This window comes from Pseudomonas sp. MTM4 (assembly GCF_019355055.1).
Classification (GTDB): domain Bacteria; phylum Pseudomonadota; class Gammaproteobacteria; order Pseudomonadales; family Pseudomonadaceae; genus Stutzerimonas.
The window spans coordinates 1,469,596-1,492,002 of the sequence record NZ_CP048411.1; the positions used below are offsets into that span (position 1 = coordinate 1,469,596).

General features: G+C 59.9%; 19 protein-coding genes and 2 tRNA genes. 10 read left to right on the forward strand and 11 right to left on the reverse strand.

From position 1 onward, the window contains the following. Positions 1–9: 9 nt before the first annotated feature. Both zigA and dksA read right to left on the reverse strand, forming a co-directional pair. Positions 10–1,215, reverse strand: a complete 1,206-nt coding sequence (gene zigA / locus GYM54_RS06545; protein ID WP_181101056.1) for a zinc metallochaperone GTPase ZigA — start codon at positions 1,213–1,215, stop codon at positions 10–12. Positions 1,216–1,225: 10 nt separating this feature from the next. Then, positions 1,226–1,630, reverse strand: coding sequence for an RNA polymerase-binding protein DksA (gene dksA, locus GYM54_RS06550; RefSeq protein WP_181101054.1), 405 nt, complete (start codon positions 1,628–1,630; stop codon positions 1,226–1,228). A gap of 195 nt (positions 1,631–1,825) precedes the next feature. On the opposite strand from dksA, the gene GYM54_RS06555 reads away from it, so the two are divergent. The 7 genes from GYM54_RS06555 to GYM54_RS06585 all read left to right on the forward strand — a co-directional run bounded on the left by GYM54_RS06555 (position 1,826) and on the right by GYM54_RS06585 (position 11,580). Further along, a complete protein-coding gene (locus GYM54_RS06555; RefSeq protein WP_131650228.1) occupies positions 1,826–2,083 on the forward strand; it encodes a type B 50S ribosomal protein L31 in 258 nt (85 codons plus the stop codon). A gap of 97 nt (positions 2,084–2,180) precedes the next feature. After that, positions 2,181–4,142, forward strand: a complete 1,962-nt coding sequence (locus tag GYM54_RS06560; RefSeq protein ID WP_181101052.1) for a TonB-dependent receptor domain-containing protein — start codon at positions 2,181–2,183, stop codon at positions 4,140–4,142. 1 nt (position 4,143) lies between these two features. Beyond that, positions 4,144–8,031 carry a cobaltochelatase subunit CobN gene (cobN, locus tag GYM54_RS06565; protein WP_181101049.1) on the forward strand — a complete coding sequence of 1,296 codons (3,888 nt, stop codon included), beginning with the start codon at positions 4,144–4,146 and terminating at the stop codon, positions 8,029–8,031. A gap of 10 nt (positions 8,032–8,041) precedes the next feature. Then, positions 8,042–8,521 (forward strand): MotA/TolQ/ExbB proton channel family protein, encoded by a 480-nt coding sequence (locus tag GYM54_RS06570; protein WP_197446000.1) that lies wholly within the window; start codon positions 8,042–8,044, stop codon positions 8,519–8,521. Beyond that, on the forward strand, positions 8,518–8,841 hold the full coding sequence (locus GYM54_RS06575; RefSeq protein WP_131650224.1) for a DUF2149 domain-containing protein: 324 nt from the start codon (positions 8,518–8,520) through the stop codon (positions 8,839–8,841). Before GYM54_RS06570 ends, GYM54_RS06575 begins: the two co-directional genes overlap by 4 nt. Positions 8,842–9,045: 204 nt before the next feature. Then, the gene (locus GYM54_RS06580; RefSeq protein ID WP_231752254.1) at positions 9,046–10,224 is read left to right on the forward strand and encodes a DUF1624 domain-containing protein; all 1,179 of its coding nucleotides are present in this window, start codon (positions 9,046–9,048) and stop codon (positions 10,222–10,224) included. Between the two features lie 9 nt (positions 10,225–10,233). Further along, positions 10,234–11,580: an OprD family porin gene (locus GYM54_RS06585; protein ID WP_181101043.1), complete on the forward strand. Its 1,347-nt coding sequence runs from the start codon at positions 10,234–10,236 to the stop codon at positions 11,578–11,580. Positions 11,581–11,844: 264 nt separating this feature from the next. Here GYM54_RS06585 and GYM54_RS06590 read toward each other — a convergent pair. From GYM54_RS06590 to dapA, 4 genes are all read right to left on the reverse strand, one after another. Next, positions 11,845–11,934 (reverse strand) — tRNA-Ser (locus tag GYM54_RS06590). A gap of 134 nt (positions 11,935–12,068) precedes the next feature. Continuing rightward, a complete protein-coding gene (locus tag GYM54_RS06595) occupies positions 12,069–12,938 on the reverse strand; it encodes a phosphoribosylaminoimidazolesuccinocarboxamide synthase (RefSeq protein ID WP_181101041.1) in 870 nt (289 codons plus the stop codon). Between the two features lie 132 nt (positions 12,939–13,070). Beyond that, complete coding sequence (gene bamC, locus GYM54_RS06600) at positions 13,071–14,171, reverse strand: outer membrane protein assembly factor BamC (RefSeq protein WP_131650221.1); 1,101 nt, start codon at positions 14,169–14,171, stop codon at positions 13,071–13,073. Positions 14,172–14,211: 40 nt separating this feature from the next. Beyond that, positions 14,212–15,090 carry a 4-hydroxy-tetrahydrodipicolinate synthase gene (gene dapA / locus GYM54_RS06605; protein WP_131650220.1) on the reverse strand — a complete coding sequence of 293 codons (879 nt, stop codon included), beginning with the start codon at positions 15,088–15,090 and terminating at the stop codon, positions 14,212–14,214. Between the two features lie 217 nt (positions 15,091–15,307). Here dapA and GYM54_RS06610 point away from each other — a divergent pair, with 217 nt between their 5' ends. Together GYM54_RS06610 and GYM54_RS06615 are read left to right on the forward strand one after the other, a co-directional pair. Then, positions 15,308–15,868 carry a glycine cleavage system protein R gene (locus tag GYM54_RS06610; RefSeq protein WP_131650219.1) on the forward strand — a complete coding sequence of 187 codons (561 nt, stop codon included), beginning with the start codon at positions 15,308–15,310 and terminating at the stop codon, positions 15,866–15,868. Between the two features lie 14 nt (positions 15,869–15,882). Beyond that, complete coding sequence (locus tag GYM54_RS06615; protein WP_181101037.1) at positions 15,883–16,356, forward strand: peroxiredoxin; 474 nt, start codon at positions 15,883–15,885, stop codon at positions 16,354–16,356. Between the two features lie 31 nt (positions 16,357–16,387). Here the strand turns inward: GYM54_RS06615 and GYM54_RS06620 are convergent, their stop codons facing one another. Both GYM54_RS06620 and GYM54_RS06625 read right to left on the reverse strand, forming a co-directional pair. After that, complete coding sequence (locus tag GYM54_RS06620; protein ID WP_131650217.1) at positions 16,388–17,464, reverse strand: AI-2E family transporter; 1,077 nt, start codon at positions 17,462–17,464, stop codon at positions 16,388–16,390. Positions 17,465–17,482: 18 nt separating this feature from the next. After that, positions 17,483–17,737, reverse strand: coding sequence for a sulfurtransferase TusA family protein (locus GYM54_RS06625; protein ID WP_131650216.1), 255 nt, complete (start codon positions 17,735–17,737; stop codon positions 17,483–17,485). A 106-nt stretch (positions 17,738–17,843) separates the two neighbouring features. On the opposite strand from GYM54_RS06625, the gene GYM54_RS06630 reads away from it, so the two are divergent. Continuing rightward, complete coding sequence (locus tag GYM54_RS06630; RefSeq protein ID WP_197445999.1) at positions 17,844–19,274, forward strand: M48 family metalloprotease; 1,431 nt, start codon at positions 17,844–17,846, stop codon at positions 19,272–19,274. 31 nt (positions 19,275–19,305) lie between these two features. Here the strand turns inward: GYM54_RS06630 and nadA are convergent, their stop codons facing one another. The 3 genes from nadA to GYM54_RS06645 form a co-directional block, all read right to left on the reverse strand. After that, entirely contained in the window at positions 19,306–20,364 is a 1,059-nt protein-coding gene (nadA, locus tag GYM54_RS06635; protein WP_131650214.1) for a quinolinate synthase NadA, read from the reverse strand. Positions 20,365–20,601: 237 nt separating this feature from the next. After that, the gene (locus GYM54_RS06640; protein WP_181101033.1) at positions 20,602–22,098 is read right to left on the reverse strand and encodes an acetyl-CoA hydrolase/transferase family protein; all 1,497 of its coding nucleotides are present in this window, start codon (positions 22,096–22,098) and stop codon (positions 20,602–20,604) included. A gap of 197 nt (positions 22,099–22,295) precedes the next feature. Then, a tRNA-Lys gene (locus GYM54_RS06645) sits at positions 22,296–22,371 on the reverse strand. Positions 22,372–22,407 lie beyond the last annotated feature (36 nt).

Consider the following 22,407-nt stretch of genomic DNA (forward strand, 5'->3'; position numbering starts at 1 on the left):
TCGCTGGCATCAGGTGACAGCCTCGTGCCAAGAGCCGAAAGGGTCGGGAAGCCGCTCCCAAGTCTGCACGCCCGCGGCCATCTCCTGGTCGGTGAGTAGGCAGGCATCCAGCTCCGCGCTCAATCGCTCGAAATCGATATTCTGCCCGATGAATACCAGCTCCTGCCGGCAGTCGCCGGTCTGGACGTCCCAGTGTTTGAGAATTTCCTGCATCCCCTCGTCATCGGTGGGCCATTGTGTCTTGGGTACGAAACGCCACCAACGTCCCGCCAGACCATGGCGCATCAGACCACCCGCCTGGGACCAGCTACCGGCGTCGCGGTACTTGCTCGCAAGCCAGAAGAAGCCCTTGGAGCGCAGCAGCTTGCCATTGCTCCAGTCACGGATCAGAAATTCATGGAAACGCTGCGGATGGAACGGCCGACGCGCACAATACGCGGTCGAGGCGATACCGTACTCCTCGCTTTCGGGCACATGCTCGCCCCGTAGCTCCTTGAGCCAGCCTGGCGCCTGGGCGGCACGCTCGAAATCGAAGCGGCCTGTGTCCAAGATACTGCCCAGGGGCACCCGGCCCATGCTCATCGGCATGATTTCGGCGTGCGTGTTAAGGCCGCGCAGGATAGCGGTCAGCTCTTCACGCTCGGCGCTGGAGATCAGATCGATCTTGCTGATCAGGATGATGTCGGCGAATTCCACCTGCTCGATCAGCAGATCGGTAATGGAGCGCTCATCCTCTTCGCCCAAGGTCTCGCCACGGCTGGCCAAGCTCTCCGATTCATGGAAGTCGCGGAGAAAGTTGACCCCGTCGACCACCGTGACCATGGTATCCAGGCGCGCCAGGTCGGAGAGGCTGCGCCCCTGCTCGTCGCGGAAAGTGAAGGTCTCGGCCACTGGCAAGGGTTCGGCGATGCCAGTGGATTCGATCAGCAGGTAGTCGAAACGGCCTTCGCGAGCCAGGCGACTGACTTCCTCCAATAGATCTTCGCGCAAGGTGCAGCAGATGCAGCCGTTGCTCATTTCTACCAGCTTCTCCTCGGCACGGTTGAGGCTTACATTGCGTTGCACTTCGCTGCCGTCGATGTTGATTTCGCTCATGTCGTTGACGATCACCGCGACACGACGGTTCTCACGATTCTTCAGCACATGGTTGAGCAGCGTGCTCTTGCCGGCACCAAGAAAGCCGGACAGTACGGTAACGGGAAGTCGGTCAGTCATGGGGAAAGCCTCAAGTCTCACGTAGATGTTTCTCTTTCTTTTCCTGCCGCTCCTTGGCCTCGATGCACAAGGTCGCCGTAGGTCGCAGCAACAGGCGGCGCAAACCGATCGGCTCTCCGGTTTCCTCGCACCAGCCGTATTCGCCACGGGCCAGGCGTTCGAGCGCCCGGTCAATCTTGTCGAGCAGCTTCTTCTCACGTTCGAGTAGACGCAGCTGCCACTGGCGCTGCTCCTCCGTACTACCGATATCCGCAGGATCGCTGCTCGGCTCGTGATCGCGTAGTTCATTGAACTCGCTCGTGATTCGCTCCTGCAGCTCACGACGCTCGGTCAACAGCAGCTCGCGGAAAAACGCCTGCTGCTGTTCGCTCATGTATGCGTTGGGGTGTTGCTGAAGTAGTTCCTGCTCAGTCATGGGTGCACCAATGATCGATTGAGACGACAACATCCATAAATCAAACCGCTCTCTGAAGTTCATCTTGATAAAAGCGTTTCGGCATACCTGCTGGGCTACGGGTGATCCCATTACGGTTTCGCCCAACACATATCGTTATGATATAACATTTAAGTTCGTATCAATCACACCCTACTCAAAATGAAGGAGCAGCTTATGAAACCAGGCATCCATCCCGACTATCGTCCCGTCCTGTTCCACGACACGGCGGCGGACGTCTACTTCCTGATCGGCTCGACGGTCGAAGCCAGCCGTACGCACCAGCACACCGATGGCAATACCTACCCGTACGTAGCGCTCGACGTGTCCAGCGCATCGCATCCGGTCTACACCGGCCAGCAGCGCAAAACGACGTCCGAAGGCCGTATCGCGGGCTTCAACAAGCGCTTCGCCGGATTTACCACGAAGAAGTGATCGCTCTTTTCACAACGCCAAGACGATCCGCTCGAATACCCGAGCGGATCGCGTCCTCACCCCGATAGCAATCATCCAAGCCACGGAAGACGCTTCAATGTCCCGCAAGACCCGCCTCCTTACTGTCCGCACACCCGCCCGACTCGTTTCCGCCCTCGCCCTGCTACCCCTGACGGCACTGGGCGCTGACCAGCCCCTGAACCTCGAACCCACGGTCATCACCGCCACCTCCACGGCGCGCCAGCTGAGCGATGCCCCCGCAAGCGTTACGGTCATCACCCACGAGGAACTGAGCATGCGGCCCGTTCAGGATCTCGAAGATGCCCTGCGTGGCACGCCGGGGCTCCAGTTCACAGGCATTGGCATGACGCGCCGTGGCGTCAGCATTCGAGGGATGGGAAGCGAGCACACCTTGGTGCTGATGAATGGACAGCGCATCAATACCGCCGCTGGCGCCGTGGCGCATGCCGATTTCGACCTAGGCTGGATGCCGGTGGAGGCGATCGAACGCATCGAGGTGATACGCGGCCCGATGTCCTCGCTCTACGGTTCCGAAGCGCTCGGCGGTGTGATCAATGTCATCACGCGGCGCGCGACGGACGCATGGCAGGGCGCGGCGCAGATCAACGGCGGCGTACGCGAGGACGGGCGCGGCGGCCAGATACATCAACTGGGGATCTATGCCGGCGGCCCACTTGTGCCTGGACTGCTCGGCCTATCCTTGAGCGGCGAGACGCGGCGCCGCCAGGAAACGCCCTTTAACGAGGACGCCTCGCTGTCGGAGATCGAAGGCCGTGACGCGCACAGCGGCGACATCACCCTGAGCTGGACGCCAGACACCGCGCAACGCATCGACTTCAGCTATGCAAGCGGCCTTGAGGATCGCTGGCGCAATACCCGCAGTGCAGGACGCGCACCAGTGGATTACGAGTCCAGCGATCGTATCGAACGTGAGCGATTCTCCCTCGCCCATAGTGGCGATTGGACGTGGGGCAGCAGCTCGCTGCGCGCCTACCGCAACACACTGGAGCGCACCAACCGCTATACCAACGGCGTGGTCCCCTCCTCGCCACGTCAGGAACTCACCGACGACATCGTCGATGGCAGCCTGACCCTGCCATTCGCCGGCATGCACTTGATCACGCTCGGCGGCGAGTGGCGCAAGGAGCAGCTGGAGGACGGCGGTTTTACGACAGGCGATGCCCGAATCATTCACCGTGCGCTGTTTCTGCAGGATGAAATTCAGTTCAACCCAGCGTGGTCGCTGGTCCTGGGTAATCGCTTCGATCAGCACGAGGAATACGGCTGGCACAACAGCCCGCGTGCCTACCTGGTTCACCATGTCAACGATGCCCTGACGATCAAGGGCGGCGGTGGCCGCGGGTTCAAGGCGCCCTCACTCAAGCAGCTATCGCCGGGCTATTCGGCGATCGGCGGCGGCGGGATGTTCAGGATCTACGGCAATCCGGACCTCGAACCGGAGATCAACACCATGTACGAAATCAGCGCGGACTATCAGGCAGACGGCTGGTCCGTGAACGCGGGTGTCTTTCAGAACAACGTGCGCGGTCTGATCCAGACGGTCTGCGTATCGAGCTGTGGCGTTCGCGGCCAAGAAGTTCGCAACTACGACAACGTCGACGAGGCGCGCATCCGCGGGCTCGAGCTAGGCGGCGGTCTGGATTTGCCCGCCAACCTGCGCTGGGACCTGAATTACACCTACCTCGACGCCATCGACCGCAGCGCCGACCGGCGCCTGGGTGATCGAGCACGCCATCTGGCCAACACCCAACTGCAATGGACGCCGAACGCCACGTTCACCGGGCAGCTGCGTGGCGAATACGTCGGCAGCCAGCTGACCTATTCCAGCAACACGGCCTATGCGGTGCCGGCCTACAGCCTGTGGCATCTGGAACTGACGCAGCGGATTACCGACACCCTGAGCATTCGCGGCGGCATCGAAAACCTGACCGACGAAGACTTCAGCGATGCGTCTGACAGCTTCACCTTCGCCGAACCGGGCCGCACCTATCACGTCGGCTTGAGCCTGAGTTTCTGACATGACCAGTTGGATCAAAATCGGCGTGGCGCTAATCGCGCTGGCCGGCTGGGGAGCGGCTGCGTTCGCCAACCCGGTACGGCAAGACATTCATGTACAGGTGCTGACGACCGACTTCGTCCTGCAGGGCAAGTTCGACCGGCTGGCGGGCTGGGCGGACCAATACGGTGTCACTCTCGATACGCTGCGCGTGTCCTCTGTAGCTACGCCGCAACACGGGACTGACACGGACCTGCTGATACTGGACACGCCGCGCCCTGGGGACCTTGCAACAGTCCAGCAGCAGTTCGACGCGCTAATCGCGAAGGGCACGCCTTGGATACGCGTCGGCGGTGGCTCGCCTGCCTTTGGCAACCTGCCCACGCCGGTCGCCAAGCGGTTGATCGGTTATTACGCCAACGGTGGCGAGCAGAACTTCAGGGATCTGTTCGCCTACCTGCAAGCCTGGCACGACGACCTCCCCACCGACTCGATTCCTGCCCCTACGGAGCTGGGCAAGGTCGGTTTTTATCACCCCGACGCACCCGCGCCCTTTACAGAACTCGACGACTACCTCGCCTGGGGCGCCGATCGCTGGACGATAGATGCGCCGCGTGTCGCCTTCGCCATTCACCGCGGTGCCGTCGTCGATAGCCAGTTGCAGTTGATCGACGCGTTGATGAAAAGCAGCGAGTCGCGTGGCCAGGCTCCAATCGCGTTCTGGATAGAGGGCAGGGACCCGCAGGCGCTGAGCAAGGTGCTGGTACCCGCACGCAGTGATTTGCTGGTTAACCTTCAGCACATGCAGAACGGTCTAGCACGTCAGGCAGAGTTTCTAGTACTTGGCATCCCGGTGCTGTCCACCCTGACCTGGCGTGAAGGTGATCCTGCGCACTGGCGAGCGTCCGATAGCGGTATTACGGCGCGAACCGCCGCGGCCATGCTGACCATCCCGGAAAGCTGGGGCATGACCGATCCGCTGGTGATCGCCGCCGTCGAAAACGGCGAGCCGACCCCGATCCCCGAACAAGTCGAGGCGCTGCTCAGCAAGGTCGACAGCCTGACCCGGCTGCGTCGGCTTGCCCCTGCGGAGAAACGTCTAGCGTTGATGTTCTGGAACCATCCCGACGGCGAAAAGAATGTGGCCGCCTCGAACCTCAACGTGCCGCGCAGCCTGGCGCACCTCTCCACTGCGCTGCGTGAAGCCGGTTATGACGTACCCGCTACGGATGAGCCACGATTGATCGAAACGGCGCAGCGCCTGCTTGGCGGTTACTACCGGCCGCAAACGCTGGATTCTCTGCTAGCCGACGGGCTTGCCGTGGCGTTGTCACTGTCGGATTACCAGCGCTGGCTCGCCGATCTGCCGGCACCCAGCCGCCAGGCATTGCTTGAGCGATGGGGCGATCCCGCTGACCATTGGGCGCTACGCGATATCGATGGCCAGCCTCACTTCATCATTCCCGCCGCGCGCCTTGGCAAGCTGTTGCTGCTGCCGCAACCGCCGCGTGCCGGTCGCCCCGGTGAGGCCTATCACGACAGCAAGGTTCCGCCCGATCATCTCTACCTGGTCGCTTATCAGGCGCTGCGAGAGGATTTCCAGGCCGATGCGCTGATCCATTTCGGCACGCATGGCACGCAGGAATGGCTACCCGGTAAAGATCGCGGTCTGGCCGCGAGCGACTACCCCTTCCTTGCGCTGGGCGATATGCCGGTGTTCTATCCCTACATTCAAGACAACATCGGCGAGGCCATACAGGCGCGCCGCCGCGGCCGTGCGGTCATCGTCAGTCACCAGACGCCACCGTTTGCGCCGGCCGGACTCTACGATGAACTGCGCGACATGCATGCGCTGATCCACGAGTATCAGCAACTCGATGAGGGCGCGGTGCGTGAAAACACGGCCGAACGTATTCGTCGGTTGACCCTGGAAAACAAACTGCTGGAAGACTTGGGCTGGGACGAAGCGCGCATGCGTGCCAATACCGGAGGCTTCCTGCAAGCGTTGCATGATCACTTGCATGACATCGCCCAGGCGAACCTCCCGCTCGGCCTGCACACCTTCGGCGAGCCTGCATCCACCGAACATCGCCTGGCCACCGTGCTGCAACAACTGGGCGAGCCCTATCTGCGCGCGTTGGAGCTGACCGATGACGAGCCGATGGCCGAGGATTTCGCCGGGCTACAGGCCAGCCTTCCCTACCGCACGCTGCAGCGTTATTTGCGCGAGGGTGAAAGCCTTGATTCGATTGCCGGTGCACGACTGCGCGAACAGATCGAACGCGCACGCGTGCTCGACGCCCGGCTGACCGACACGGGGGAAATGAAAGCGCTGCTGACCGGCCTCGCCGGTGGCTTCATCGCTCCCGGACTCGGGGGCGACCCGGTGCGCAATCCGGACGTGCCAAGCGGTCGCAACCTCTACGCCTTCGAGGCCGACAAGTTGCCGACCCGAGCGGCCTATGAGGCAGGCGACAAGGCACTGGAGCAACTGCTCGCGAGCTACCGTGATGAGCACGAAGGCGAATTGCCGACGAAACTCGCGTTCAGCCTGTGGTCCTCCGAAGCCATGCGCCACATGGGCATTCTCGAAAGCCAGGTCCTGCATGCACTGGGTGTACGTCCGGTTTGGGATGAGGGAGGACGGATTCGTACCCTGGAAATCATTCCGGCAGCGGAACTTGGCAGAGCACGCATTGACGTCGTCGTCCAGGTCACTAGCGTCTACCGCGATCAGTTCGACGGCTTCATGCGTCAGCTAGCCGATGTAATGGAGCGTCTCGCCGTGCTGGATGAGCCGGGCAACACGCTGGCCACCAACAGCCGACTACTGGCCCAGCGGCTGGTGGATCAAGGGGTCGATGCCGAGCGCGCCGGGCGCTTGTCGCACTTGCGGCTGTTCGGTAACGAGCCCGGCGATTACGGCACCGGCGTTTCTCAGTTAACGATGGACTCGACACGCTGGGAGAACGATTCGGCCCTCGCAGAGCAGTTCATCTCGCGGTTGCAATATGGCTACGGCACCGGCAGTTGGGGAGAAAAGATCGAGGGCCAAAACCTGTTCGCCGAACAACTCAAAGGTGTCCAGGCTGCGATCATGGCCCGCTCCAGCGAGCTCAACGGCGTGCTGTCGACCGACCATCCATTCGAGTTTCTAGGGGGCCTGTCACTGGCGGTCCGCCATCTCGACGGTGCCAGTCCATCACTCTACATATCGGACCTACGCAAGGCCGAGCCCCGCACGACGGGCGCGGCGAGCTACCTTGCCAGTGAACTGCGCAGCCGCTACCTGAACCCGCAATGGATCAGCGCGATGCAGCAGGAAGGCTACGCCGGCACGTTGGAAGTGCTGAACGTCGCCAATAACCTCTGGGGCTGGCAGGCCGCCGACCGCAGCATGGTCCGCGCCGATCAATGGCAGGCCCTGCATGACACCTTCGTCATGGATCAGCGCGAGCTTGGCCTCGATGAATGGTTCGAGGCACACAACCCCACGGCCCAGGCCCAGCTGATCGAGCGTATGGCCGAAGCGATCCGCAAGGGCTACTGGGATGCCTCCGATCAAACCCGCCGCGAACTGGCCGAACGTTGGCAGGCGCTCACCACCGAACATGGCGCCGATGCCGGCGAGCCGATCACCCGAGACTTCATCGAACAGATGGCCGCCGGTTATGGCCTCGCTCCAGAAGCCGCTCCAACTGCCGAAACGCCCACCTCATCAAGCAACGCGAACGCGGGTGAAACGGTGCGCGGCCAGGTGATGCAGGAAGTGGCTGAGCAACCAAACGAAGCGCCGAGCCCATGGCGGCTTCTGCTCGGCATCGCCGCGTTGGCGTCGTGTCTGGCGTTGGGTGCCCTACGCCAGGCGCTTGCCAATCGTCGCGCCGATCCCGTTTTGAACCCTCAATGAACCGAAATCCATGAACGCACTTGAAACCAGTCTCTACGAACTGACACGTATTTTTCTCGCACCCGTCCTGCTATTGATCCTGGCCGCGCTGGTCTATGCCTTTCTGGCATTGGGCAGCTTCGCCATGGAGGCCTGGCAACGCCGTAACGGCCGCTATCGCTCCGTCCTTGCGGCGCACCAAGCGGCAAACGGTGGCACCAGCGATGACCTCGAACTCTGGATCATGCAACGCCTGGAATGGCTGCGCGTGACCTCGCGGAGCGCACCGATGCTTGGGCTGGTCGCAACCATGATCCCTATAGGCCCAGCCCTGCTGGCATTAACCCAGAGCGACGCAAAAGGCATCGGCGACAATCTGGTGGTCGCCTTCTCCTCTGTGATCCTTGCGCTCATCGCAGCGAGCATCACCTTCTTCGTTCTCACCGTTCGGCGCCGCTGGCTGTTGCAGGAGCTGCGTGCCATCGAGCGCGCCGGGGTACAGCGCCGATGAGATTTCTCGACCATGACGAGGACGATGACCCGCTGCTGTCGGTGGTCAACCTGATCGACTTGTTCCTGGTGGTGATCGGCATTCTGCTCATCGTCATCGTGCAGAACCCGCTCAATCCATTCAGCCAGGAGAAGGTCGTGGTTATCGAAAATCCAGGCGAAGCGAACATGCGCATGCTGATCAAGGATGGTCAGGAGCTGAAGCAATATGAGTCAAGCGGCGAAATCGGCGAGGGCCAGGGCGCCAAGGCTGGAATCACCTATCGCCTGAACGACGGAAGGATGATTTACGTGCCCGAGGAGAAGGCATTGGTTAAGTAATTTCTAACCGTGATCTAGGCAAAAGAAGACAGCCCAATCCTATTGAGGCCACATCGGTATCGGGCCGACAGCTGCCGATAGTCGAACCTTACGCGGGGCCAGGTCGAAATTTGGCGAACAGTCATTCCAAATGACCTTGTTATATTATAACTTTCGCATCCCGCTTTATATCCAGGACGCGCTTACATGACTAACGCCGCCACGATGCCCGCAGCCGGCACGCTTTCATCCCTTCATGTGAAGACGCAGATACGCACGCGGATGCTTGCGATCGATGCATTGCGCGGGCTGGTCATGCTGTTCATGCTCGTCGACCACGTGCGGGAGACCTTTTTCCTGCACGTTCAGGTAGGCGACCCCATGGATCCGGTCAACACGCCACCGGAGCTGTTCTTCACGCGTATCAGCAGCATGGTCTGCGCACCGGTCTTTGTATTCCTGACCGGCCTTTCCGCATGGTTGTACGGGCAATCCCACAGCCGCAGCGAAGTGTCGACGTTCCTGCTCAAGCGGGGCGTATTCCTCGTGTTCCTCGAACTGACCTTAGTGAACTTCGCCTGGAACGCGACCTTCGTACCGCCGACCCTGTGGTTGCAGGTCATATGGGCCATCGGCTTGAGCATGATCGTGCTGTCCGCGCTTATCCACATGCCGCGTGCGGGGTTGGCGGTGCTGGGTCTGGTGATCGTGGCCGGCCACAACCTGCTTGATGGCATCGTGCTCACAGCGGATTCGCCGTTCTTCGAGATCTGGTCGATCCTGCACCAGCGTTCCTTTCTCGAAATTACCGAGCACACACGTGCACGGACCACTTACCCCATCCTGCCCTGGATCGGTCTCATCGCACTTGGCTACTGCGCAGGCCCCTGGTTTGCCCGCGATGCCGATCCGGCGCAGCGTGCCTGCCGCCTGTTGATGTGGGGTATCGGTTTGCTCGTGGGTTTCGTCCTGATCCGCTACCTGAACGTCTATGGCGACAAGCCGTGGAGCACCATGGAAAACGGCGTACGCACCTTCATGAGCTTCATGTCGCTTACCAAATACCCACCTTCCCTAATGTTCCTGATGCCAACCATCGGTGTCGGCTTTCTGCTGCTCGCCTGGTTTCAGCAACTCGAAGGGCGTCCCGTGCTGAAGGTGCTTTCGCTGTATGGCGGTGCGCCGATGTTCTTCTACGTCCTGCACCTGCTGGTACTCAAGGCGCTTTACCTGATCGCTGTGCAGATCTGGGGCCTGAACCAAGGCAACTACTACGGTTTCGATAGCCTCGCTGGTATCTGGCTGTGGGCAGTGATGCTGTCGGCGGCGCTTTATTTTCCGACCCGCTGGTTCGCGCAACTCAAGCAGCGCCGTCGCGATATCGCTTGGCTGAAGTACTTCTAAGGCTTGGTGATGAACAGAAAAACCGGTTACTGGATGCGGGTGCTGTCGCTCTCATGCCTGCCATTGGCGGCATGTGCTGGCGCACAGGAGCAGGCGGCGGGTTTCATCGAAGATGGCACATGGAACCTGCTAAACCGCACCGTCTACGACCGTCGTGATTATCGCCACGGTGGGCTCAACGGGGCCGCGCGCAATGCAGCTAAACCGCGCGGCGAGCGCAGCGATCTGGCGGAGGAATGGGGCTACGGGCTAATGGGCAGCTACGCCTCAGGGTTCACCCAAGGCACGGTCGGCTTCGGCCTCGATGCCCACGCCTATCTGGGGGTAAAGCTGGACAGCGGCGGTGGTCGCGCTGGCAAGGCTCGCCTGCTTTCGGTGGATAACGAGGGGCATCCCAAAGATGACTATGGACGCGCTGGTGCGGCGGCGAAGCTGCGTCTGTCATCCACAGTGCTGAAATACGGCGAGCACCGGGTGAAAACGCCCGTCTTCGGCTCGTCCGACAGCCGCCTGCTGCCTGAAACCGCCACGGGGTGGTGGGTGACCAGCCAGGAATGGGGCGACCTGACCCTCAACGGTGGTCATTTCACCGAAAGTACCGACCGCAATGCCAGCAGCCACGACCGTGGGTTCGTCGTGAACTACTCCAACGGGAGACAAGGCGACTCGTTCGACTTCCTGGGCGGCAGCTACGACGGCATGGAGCGCCTCAACCTGACCCTTTACAGCGCGCAATACGACGAAACCTGGCGGCAGCATTATCTAGGCGGCGTGTACGCATGGCCGATTGATGATGAACAGGCGTTGTCCTTCAATCTGAATCTCTACCGCACACAGGACACCGGAGAGGCACGCTCGGGCGCTATCGACAACACCACCTGGAGCTTGATGAGTTCTTACTTGCGCGGTGCCCATCGCTTTTCGTTGGGCTACCAGAAGGTGCATGGGGATACGCCGTTCGATTACGTCACCCGCGGTGCCATCTACCTCACTAACGCGGTGGCGCTGTCTGACTTCAACGGGCCGAATGAAGCCTCATGGCAATTACGCTATGACCTGGCGATGGCTGCATACGGCATACCCGGCTTGAGTTTCAGTGCAGCATATATTCGCGGCAGTGGCATCGACGGTAGCGATGTGGACCCCAGCGGTGGCTATACCTATCTGGGTTATGGGCGTAACGGACGGCACTGGGAGCGTGACCTGGAAGCCCGTTACGTCGTACAAAACGGGGCCGCCCAAGGGATGACCTTCAGCGCCCGCTATGCGGTGCATCGGGGCAACATCGATCAGGCGGAATTGGACGCCGACCAGATTCGCTTGGCGGTGGAGTATCCAATCCAGGGGATGTTCTAGTCCGCGACGCGGTGAGAGGCTACCGGGTCTATCCGAATGCAGACCGCACGGCGGCTCGGCGCCGGTGAAGAAGCACGGTGGATGCCCACCGATATACGAGCATGGCTGCGATCGTCTCTCAGATGGTGGGGGCAGTTCGACATAGGGCGGCTTCGGGCGGGCTGGAATGTGCGTTCTTGCCCCAATTTTGCCCAAACCAGACTCAGGAAAACAAAAAGCCCCGCTACACGCTAAGCGCTGCGGGGCTTTCAGGTCTTTCAATAGTGGCGGAGAGATAGGGATTTGAACCCTAGGAACAGTTGCCTGTTCAACGGATTTCGAATCCGTCCCGTTCGGCCACTCCGGCATCTCTCCAGCGGCGCGCATCATAGCAGTTCGCAAGCGATTGTCGAACCCCAGGAGGGTGTTTTTTCGCTCGCTATTCAGGATGTTGCGCTAAACCCCCAGCGCTTTTGAAGCCGCCACTCCACTCCAATCAAAAGCTGTAATCAGGTCGTCAGCCGAGTCAGGGCTTCGCGATATTTGTCCGCGGTCTTCTGGGCGACATCAACCGGCACAGGAGGCGCTGGCGGCTCCTTGTTCCAACCGGTGGATTCCAGCCAGTCGCGAACGAACTGCTTGTCGAAGCTTGGCGGATTGCTGCCTTCCCGGTAGCTATCGGCAGGCCAGAAGCGGCTGGAGTCGGGAGTCAGCACTTCATCCATGAGCGTTAGGTTACCGGCCTCGTCGAGGCCGAATTCGAACTTGGTATCGGCGATGATGATGCCACGGGTTGCCGCGTATTCGACGGCTGCCGAATACAGTGCGATGGAAGTATCGCGCACTTGGGCTGCCAGTTCCTTGCCAATGATGGCCTCGCACTGCTCGAAGGATATGTTCTCGTCGTGATCGCCGACGGCGGCTTTGGTCGATGGCGTGAAGATCGGCTGCGGCAACTTAGCGGCTTCCTTCAAACCGGCCGGTAACTGGATGCCGCAAACGGTTCCGTTTTTCTGATATTCCTTCCAACCGGAGCCAACGATATAGCCACGGACAATGGCTTCAACGGCAACCGGCTTTAAGCGCTTGGCGACCACCGCACGCCCCTCTACCAGTGGCAGCTCTTGCGCCGAGACCACGTCCTCGACCTTGTCGCCAGTGAAGTGATTGGGTACGAGAGCGGAAAGCTTCTCGAACCAGAAATTCGAAATCGCTGTGAGAATCTTGCCCTTCTCAGGTATTGGCTCGGAGAGAATCACATCGAATGCTGAGAGCCGGTCCGTAGCGACCATAAGCATGCGCTTGTCGTCGATTTCGTACAGATCACGAACCTTGCCGGAGTAGATTTTCTTCAGGCTGAGTGCATTGGGAGTAGGCATTTCGATTCTCGCGGTTCCGAACCTTCGTTACGTTGCGCGGGACGGCAGTGTAACGGCAGGCCTGTCATCAAACGAAACAGGCGAAACCGAGAGGGTTTCGCCTGTACTGGCTGGAGCGGGCTGATCGGTGTCTCAGTCCAGACTGTCCTTGAGCATGTTCAGCACGCGCCGTGCGACGTCGGCTGGCGCGACGGTGTCAAGGTTCTTGTCGAGCGTCACCTGGATGTTGCCGGCCACATCGTTCACACGGACCTGATAACGCTCCGCGCGCGCCTCGATCTCCTCACGGTCGGGCGCCCCGCCGAACAAGCGGGAGAAAAAGCCCGGCTCGTCGTCCGGATTCTCCGCACCTTCCGACAGGTTGATGTAGTAAACACCGAGGCTGCGATCCAAATCCTCGACGAGGATGTCACTTGCAGCCAGTGCCCGGCCCACACTTGACCAGGCACGGTTGAAGTCAGTATCAAGTTGTAGCACCGGAGTGCCGCTGCCAGCTTCGATGAGCGTCACTCGGCTGGGTGCGTCGAACTCGCGCTCTGCAAGCAGAGAGGCTGAACCGCCTTGGGCTGCGCTGCTGTTCAAACCGACCTGCAGTTCATCGAGCAGTACCCGATCGAGTTCGGCATTGACTGGGGTATCAGGCCAGGCTACGTCAGCATTGCTGTCTGCGGGACGCTGAACGCTGAGCAGCTGGATCTCGCTCGTATTGCGCTGCACACCCGGTTCGATGCGAACCCGGATACGGGTCTCTCCATCGCCCAGCCCAAGGTTGCGCACCAGCGCTGGAGCAAGCTGATCACGGGTCTGCCAGGCCGTAATGAGCTCTCCCGTTTGCGGGCGCTCTTCGGCAATCTGAAAGCCATTGTCGGTGAAGAACTGCCGCGTCGCAGTCCAGACTTGCGACGGCTCACGCATCGCGACCAGCCAGCGCGCATCCTCCGACGTCTGCAGGCTGAACTCGCTGGCTTCTTCAGCGACCAGCAACCGTTGCGGGCGCGGCACCTCGTATTCGCCTGTCGCGCGGGTATCAGGGACCTGCTGGGGGATCGGTAGCAAGGGCTCGATCGGGCGCAACTCACTATCGGCCGGGACCTGCATCGGCGGTACCTGATGGGCCTGGAGATAGTCGCTACCACGGTCACGGAAATATCCGTCTTCTCCCCACAGCCAGCCACAACCGCTGGTTCCAGAGATGATCAGGGCTAGGGTCGAGAGGCCGGCCAGTCGCTTCATGCATGTTCCTTCATTATTAGATCAGTACACCGGATACCGTTCAGGCCAGTACACCGGACTGACGCATGGCGTCGCGAAGCGGCTCCTGGCAACGCTGGCTGAGCCAGGTCAGCGGCAAGCGAATACCGTCCGACATCAGGCCCATTTCGTGTAGCGCCCATTTCACCGGAATCGGATTGGCCTCGATGAACAGCGTCTGATGCAGCGGCATCAGCAATGCGTTGATGGCACGCGCCTTCTCCGCATCACCGGCAATGGCGGCAGCGCATAGCTCGCTCATGGCGCGGGGCGCGACGTTCGCCGTGACGGAAATATTGCCTTTGCCACCCATCAGCATCAGCTCAACGGCGGTGGCATCGTCTCCGGAGTAGACAAGAAAGTCCTTGCCGACACGATCGAGCACTTCCTGCCCACGCTTGAGGTCGCCGGTCGCCTCCTTGATTCCGATGATGTTCGGCACCTTGGACAGACGCTCGACGGTTTCCGGCAGCATGTCGCAGGCGGTACGCCCGGGCACGTTGTAGAGGATCTGTGGAATCGCCACGGCTTCGGCGATGTGGCGGAAGTGCAGGTACATGCCTTCCTGGGTCGGCTTGTTGTAGTAGGGCGTGACCAGCAGGCAGGCATCCGCTCCGGCTGCCTTGGCATTTTCAGTCAGCTCGACGGCTTCGCGAGTGGAGTTGGCACCGGTGCCAGCAATCACCGGAATGCGACCGTTGACTTGATCCACCACCCGGCGGATTACCTCGATATGCTCGGGCACTTCTAGCGTCGCCGACTCGCCAGTGGTACCCACCGCAACGATCGCATTGGTGCCTTCCTGAAGATGGAAGTCCACCAGTTTGCTCAGGCTGTCCCAATCAAGACCGCCATGCGCGTCCATGGGAGTGACGAGCGCCACCATACTGCCTGAGATCATGCAACCACTCCTGCCGGAAAAAGAGAGGCGTAATGGTACAAGGCTCCTGAGCGCTTTGCGAGTACGCTGGTTACATCCCACCGTCGGAACGACCGAACGCCAGCGTTGCGCTTTTCGGGCTCACACCGCACACGCATTCCCTCGGGCGGTGCTTTTCGCTAACCTTAGCCATTTTCGGCTTGGCTGGCCGTCCGATTCATCTTCGCCAGGAACCTGCATGTCCACCCCCTCAGTACCTCGAGAACAGTTTCTCGTCATCAGCGCCATGGGCCGCAACCCTATGGCGCTCACCAACGTGCTTTGCAGAGCGAGCAACGAGAATCGCTGCGCCGTAGTCAGTACACGTCTGACCCGTCATGGCGAATGCTGTGCGCTGGTCCTGGAGATCACCGGGACCTGGGATGCCCTCGCTCGCATGGAGACGGCGCTACCGAGCCTGGCCAAGAAGCACGACTTCACCACCAATGTAGTGCGCAGCGAACCATCGGAAACCCGCCCGCAAGCGTTGCCATACGTAGCCTATGTCAGCTCGGTATACCGTCCGGACATACTCAATGAGCTGTGCCAGTTCTTCATCGACCACCGCGTCGAACTGGAAAATCTTACCTGCGACACGTACCAGGCGCCCCAGACCGGCGGCACCATGCTCAACGCGACGCTGACCGTCACGCTACCGGCAGGTACGCAGATCAGCTGGCTGCGTGATCAATTTCTGGATTTTGCCGACGCACTGAATCTTGACGCTCTGATAGAGCCCTGGCGCCCGCAAAACCCCTGATAAGGAAACAAGTGATGGCCGTAGCAATCGACCAGCCCGTTCCGCCCTTCCAGGCCCAAGCCACTAGCGACACCCTGGTCAGCCTCGACACGCTGAAGGGCAAGCAGGTGGTGCTCTACTTTTATCCCAAGGACAACACGCCAGGCTGCACCACTCAGGGCCAGGGTTTCCGCGACCTGCAGCCGGAGTTCAGCGAAGCCAACACACTAATCTTCGGCGTTTCGCGGGACAGCCTGCGGACACACGAGAACTTCAAGGCCAAGCAGGCGTTTCCTTTCGAGCTCATTTGCGACAAGACTGAGGAGCTCTGCCAGCTGTTCGATGTCATCAAGCTGAAGAAGCTCTATGGCAAGGAATACATGGGCGTAGACCGCAGCACCTTCTTGATCGACCGCGACGGCATCCTTCGCCAGGAGTGGCGAGGCGTGAAGGTTCACGGACATGTCGAAGCCGTTTTGCAGGCCGCTCAAGCACTGCATCGACAATAAGCGAAGGCCGGTAGCACCGGCCTTTCTCGTTCTAGCCGACCTCCACCACCGGGACCGTGGGTGGCCTGCGCGGCCAAGCGTATAGCACCGCCTTGAACAAGGTAGCCAGGGGGATCGCGAAAAATACTCCCCAGAATCCCCAGAGACCGCCGAATAACAGCACCGAGCAGATAATGGCCACCGGGTGCAGGTTCACCGCTTCGGAGAACAGCAAAGGCACAAGGACATTGCCATCCAACGCCTGAATGATCGCGTAGGCCACCATCAAGTAGATGAACTGGTCACCCAACCCCCACTGGAATAAGCCAATCAGGGCGATGGGAATGGTCACCACGGTCGCACCGATATAAGGCACCACAACCGAGACTCCCACCAGCAGCGCCAGCAGCGCGGCATAGTTGAGTTCCAGCGCCGCGAACACCGCATACGACACCACGCCGCAGATCAGGATCTCGATCGCCTTGCCCCGAATGTAATTGGCGATCTGCACGTTCATTTCCTGAGACACCTGCGTAATCAGCGCACGCTCACGCGGCAGGTAGCCGCTCAACCAGTCGCTTATCTGCTGGCGATCCTTGAGAAAGAAGAACACAAGAATCGGCACCAGGATCAGATAGATCATCAGGCTTAACAACAATGGCAGGCTGGACAACGACGACGTCAGCACCACCTGGCCGTAGCGGCCTACCTCGCCACGCATGAAATCGATGCCACGCAGCACCTGCTCTTCGGTGAGCAATTGCGGGTAGCGCTCGGGCAGAAGCAGCAACAAGGACTGCCATTCCACAAGCATCCGTGGCAGCTCGTTGAACAGGGTTAGCACCTGCTGCCAGACCAAAGGCACAAGAAACAGCATGCAAACCGTGAGCGCGCCGACGAACATCAAAAATACTAGCCAGACCGCCACGAGGTGGGGAATCCTGATGCGCTCCAGCGCGCCGACCAAACCCTGCATCAGGTAGGCGAGCACCAGGCCGGCAAGGACTGGCGCAAGCATTTCGCCCAGCGTTAGCACCGCAGCAAAGGCAACCACCAACAGTACAGCCAAGACCACCGCTTCCTCATCAGAGAAATAGCGATGGGCCCAGCTGCGCAACACCTTGAGCATATGTTTCCCTTAGAGCCTTCAGCCCTCAGCCTTACGCAGCCAGTAGCGATAGAGCCCTTCATCCGCCTCTTCCCGTAACAGAGCGTGGCCGGACAATCTGGCGAAACTACGAAAATCTCGCTGCGAGCCCGGATCGGTCGCGGTAACCTTCAGTACCTGCCCGCTGGCTAGTCGGTTGAGTTCAAGTTTAGCCTTGAGCAGCGGCATCGGGCATTCCAGCCCGACCGCATCCAGCTCGGCATCGCAGGTGACAGGCACGGTCTGTTGGGTCATGTTCATCTCCTCGAAAGGAGCGCAGGATACCGACCCGCGCCCGCCCCTGGCCAGCCACCCTGGCACAAGGCTACAGTAACGCTCCTGCCTTCATGAGCCAGTCTGGATGAAATTGCTGCGCCCCACCCTGCTGACACTGGCATGCCTGATTGCGCAGCCGGTCATGGCCAATGATCTGCCCTCTCTCGGCGATTCCAGCTCAGGTATCGTCTCGCCAGAACAGGAGTACCATCTGGGCCGGGCCTGGCTCAGCCTGCTTCGCGGACAGGTTCCGCAATTGTCCGACCCGCTGCTGAAAGACTATCTGGAACGCAGCGTCTATCGCCTGGCCGAGACCAGCCAGCTGCAAGACCGCCGTCTGGAGTTCGTACTGCTCGAAAGTCCGCAGCTGAACGCGTTTGCCGCGCCGGGCGGAATCATCGGAGTCAATGGCGGCCTGTTTCTTCATGCCCAGACTGAAGCCGAATACGCCTCGGTACTGGCGCACGAACTAGCGCATCTGTCCCAACGCCACTTCGCACGCGGCCTGGAGGCGCAGAAGCGCATGCAGCTGCCGCTGATGGCGGCGATGCTCGCGGGGGTCGTAGCGGCCGCAGCCGGCGCGGGTGACGCAGGCATCGCCGCGATTGTTTCGACTCAGGCCGCGGCAATCCAGGCACAACGACGCTTCTCCCGACAGAACGAACAGGAAGCCGATCGCATCGGCATCGTCAATCTCGAACGAGCAGGTTACGACCCTCGCGCCATGCCGCAGATGTTCGGTCGTCTGATGCGCCAGTATCGCTACGACCAGAAACCGCCCGAATTCCTCCTGACCCACCCGGTCACGGAATCGCGCATCGCCGATACCAAAAACCGCGCCGAACAGTTTCCGGCTGGAGGAGTGCAAGACAGCCTGCGATATCAGCTGATGCGTGCAAGAGTCGACCTTAAATTCGAAAGCACACCCGGCCTCAGCGCTAAGCGCTTCCGAGCCATGCTCAATGAAGACGAAAGCCTGGATGCTGCTCGCTACGGCCTGGCGCTGGCTCAGATCAAGAGCGGCCAACTCTCGGACGCCGCCGCCAGCCTGCAACCGTTACTGACGGAGTCGCCGGATGAAGTCAGCTACAACCTGGCGCAGATCGAGTTGGATATCACCGCCAACCGACTGGCCGCGGCACGCGAGCGAACCCAGACCCTGCTCGATCTCTACCCCAGCAGTTACCCGGTACGCCAAGCGCATATCGATCTGCTGATAAAGGAAGACAAGCTGCAAGAGGCCGAGCGAGAGCTGGACAAGCTGGTCGAAGCACGCCCCAAGGACCCGGACATTTGGTATCAGGTTTCGGAGATCCGCGGACTCACCGGAAACATACTGGGGCTGCACCAGGGCCGAGCTGAGTTCTTCGCCCTGGTCGGAGATTACGATCAGGCTATCGAGCAACTGGATCTCGCTAAACGCCGATCGAGCAATTTTCAAACAGCCGCACGTATCGACGCTCGGCAGAAACAGCTGATCGAAGAGAAGCGAATGATTGAGGAGATGCTGCGCTGAGCGTGCAGCACCTCCCTCGACGACAATGATGTCAGGCGTTGCCAGCCTGCTTGATACGCGCAGCCTGAGTGAAATCCAGCATGCGCTTGAGCGGCTTGACCGCCCGCGGAACTAAGGCTGGATCGACGAATATCTCATTGCTGCCGGTGCGCAGGCAATGCAGTGTACGCTCGAGCGTGTTCATCGCCATCCACGGGCAATGCGCGCAGCTACGGCAGGCGGCTCCGCTACCCGCCGTCGGCGCCTCGATGAACGCCTTATCAGGACAAAGCTGTTGCATCTTGTAAAAGATGCCGCGGTCGGTGGCAACGATGAAAGTTGGATTCGTCAGCGTCTGGGCCGCCTTGATCAGCTGACTGGTGGACCCAACGGCATCCGCCAGAGCGATCACCGATTCAGGTGATTCAGGGTGAACCAGAACGGCAGCGTCCGGATACAGCGCCTTCATATCCTCCAGCTGCTTCGCCTTGAATTCTTCGTGGACGATGCAAGCCCCATCCCAAAGCAGCATGTCGGCTCCGGTTTCACGCTGCACATAGCTGCCGAGATGTTTGTCTGGAGCCCAGATGATCTTCTCGCCGTTGTCCATCAGGCTTTCGACGATTTCCAGCGCACAACTCGAGGTAACTACCCAGTCGGCCCGAGCCTTCACAGCCGCCGAAGTATTGGCATAGACCACGACAGTGCGCTCTGGATGCTGATCACAAAAAGCCGAAAACTCTTCCACCGGGCAACCGAGGTCCAGCGAGCAGGTGGCGTCCAATGTCGGCATCAGCACCCGCTTTTCAGGATTGAGGATCTTCGCCGTCTCACCCATGAACTTGACGCCCGCGACCACCACGGTCTGCGCCGAGTGTTCGTTGCCGAAGCGGGCCATCTCCAGCGAATCGGAAACACAGCCTCCGGTTTCCTCGGCGAGCGACTGGATCACCGGGTCGGTATAGTAATGCGCCACGAGCACCGCATTCTGGCGCTTCAACTCGACAGCGATATCGTCGCGCAATTGCGCTTCCTGCTCGGGCGACAGCGGCTGGGGTTGTTTGGCTGCCAGGTGAGCCTGCACAAGAATGCGTTCGGGTATCTGCGTCATATTCGCGGTCCTGCAAAAGCGCGTTATTGCATGAAGCGCCGAGTATACCCGGCCAGCCTGTTCGAATCGGACGAGGCGAAAGAGGAAGACAGTGCGAGGTGCAGTCCGCCGCTCCCTGCCCGCTCAAGGGGCAGGAATACTAGCTGAAGCGTCTGCAAAAGGGAAAGCGAGGGGGCAAACGAAGGGTGTTTAGGCTCACCCAAATGAAAACCGCCGGCATTTGCCGGCGGTTATCGATCACTTGTCTTTGAGCATATGACCGCGTTCTTCCAAATTGATGTGCCAGTTCATGGCTTCGCGCAACATATGTGGAGTCTGGCCGCCCTTGTCGCATGCGCCTTCGAAGTAATTGTTCAGCGCATCACGGTACGAAGGATGGACGCAGTTATCTATGATCACACGGGCCCGTTCGCGGGGCGCCAGGCCACGCAGATCCGCCAGGCCTTGCTCGGTGACGAGAATTTCCACGTCGTGTTCGGTGTGGTCGACATGCGCAACCATCGGCACAACACTGGAAATGTTGCCGCCCTTGGCGATCGACTTGGTCACGAAGATGGCCATGTGAGCGTTACGCGCGAAGTCACCGGAACCACCGATGCCATTCATCATCTTGGTACCGCCGACATGCGTCGAGTTGACGTTGCCGTAGATGTCGAACTCCAGAGCGGTGTTGATTCCAACGATACCCAGACGACGCACCAGCTCCGGATGGTTGGAGATTTCCTGCGGACGCAGCACCAGCTTGTCCTTGTACTTCTCCAGGTTGCCGAATACGCGATCGTTGCAGCGCTCGGACAGGGTAATGGAGCAACCGGAAGCGAACTTCATCTTGCCAGCATCGATCAATTCGAAGGTGCAGTCCTGCAGCACTTCGGAGTACATCACCAGATCTTCGAACGGCGAGTCGATCAGACCACATACAACGGCATTGGCGATGTTACCGATACCCACCTGCATCGGACCAAGGTTCTTCGCCATGCGGCCTTCATCGACTTCTTTCTTGAAGAATTCGATCAGGTGATTGGCGATGGCCTGGGTTTCTTCGTCTGCTGGCGTGACGGTGGAATAAGAATCCGGCTGCTCGGTAATGACGATAGCGGCGATCTTGGCCGGGTCGACCGGAATGGCGGCAGTGCCGATACGATCGTCGACCTTGGTCAGCGGGATCGGACCACGGTTCGGACGCTCACCCGGGAAATAGATGTCGTGCAGACCTTCCAGATTCAGGTTATGCGCAAGGTTCAGCTCGACAATGATCTTGTCGGCGAACACCGCCAGATTGGCGGAGTTACCTACTGAGGTAGTCGGGACGATGTGACCCTGCTCAGTGATGCTTACGGCCTCGATGATGGTCACGTCCGGACGCTTGATTTGGTTGTTGCGCATCTGCTCGACGGTGTGGGAGAGATGCTGGTCTATGAACATGACCTCGCCCAGGTTGATCGCCTTGCGCAGGACGGCATCCGCCTGGAACGGTCCACGGCGAGCCAACAAACCGGCTGCAGCCATTTTTCCATCTAGGTCGTTACCGAGGCTGGCGCCTGTGATGAGACTGATCTTCAGCTTTTCGTCCTTGGCGCGATCGATCAACGCCAAAGGCACAGCTTTAGCCTCACCCGCACGGGTAAAGCCGCTCATGCCGACGGTCATGCCGTCTTGAATAAGAGTAGCGGCCTTTTCGGCGCTCATGACCTTGCTCTGCAGGGAGGACAAGCGGATGCGATCAGAATACATTTGAGCCTCAAACCAACGGACAATCGGGAGGTCGCAGTCTATTACGTTTAATCTCGGCTGAGTCACAGACCAAGGTCGTAGTGAAAAACGCCTTTTATAACCGAAGGAAATAACCCGTTTTGACTGCTGTGAATTGCGAACATAAAAAAGCCGGATGACCTAGCGGTCTCCGGCTTTTCGGCTCCCTAAGGAGAATATGGTGGGTCGTGTAGGATTCGAACCTACGACCAATTGGTTAAAAGCCAACTGCTCTACCAACTGAGCTAACGACCCAATGCGGGGCGCATGATACTGATTTGATTGATTAAA